This window comes from Sphingomonas sp. 37zxx (assembly GCF_000786205.1).
Taxonomy (GTDB): domain Bacteria; phylum Pseudomonadota; class Alphaproteobacteria; order Sphingomonadales; family Sphingomonadaceae; genus Sphingomonas.
In genome coordinates, this window is the sequence record NZ_JROH01000123.1 from 1 (window position 1) to 562 (window position 562).

General features: G+C 67.1%; 1 protein-coding gene. It reads right to left on the reverse strand.

Going from position 1 to position 562, the window contains the following annotated elements:
- On the reverse strand, window positions 1-439 hold a 439-nt coding region (locus QU44_RS17040; protein WP_033923604.1), incomplete at its 3' end, for a tyrosine-type recombinase/integrase.
- Between the last annotated feature and the right edge of the window lie 123 nt (window positions 440-562).

Sequence of the window (562 nt, forward strand, 5' to 3'; positions counted from 1 at the left end):
GCGCGACCTCGGACACCCGCAATCCGGCACCGTACGCGACTCCCAGTGCCGCTCGGTACTTGATGCCCGGTGCCGCCTCGAGCAGCCGCGCCACCTCCTCGACGCTCAGCACGTCGGGTAGCTTCCGGGGACGAGGTGCCAGGACCAGCTTGCGGGACAGGTCGGGCCGGTCAAGCGTCACGCCGAACAGGAAGCGCAGCGCCGATACTGTGGCGCCGATGACGGATTCCCCCACACCGTGCTCGCGCTGGTGAAGCTGGAAGCGCCGTACGTCCTCGGCGGTCGCGGTCTCCGGCGAGCGTCGCAGGAAAGCCGCGAAGGCGCCAACGTGGCGAACATAGTCGTGCTGGGTACGCGACCGCATTGAGCGCATCGCCATGTCGTCGAGCATGCGCTGGCGCAGCGGCGTAACGGACTGTTCGGTGGGTAGCATCGCCATGATGAAGTTCCTCTCGTTGAAGGAACTCCATCGTCTGCCGCCGCTGCCGCAGAACCAAACCTCAGCGCAAGCGCGCTACCTCAACGCCATCACCTCTGCCGCGCAGCGGCTTCGTGCTGTGGG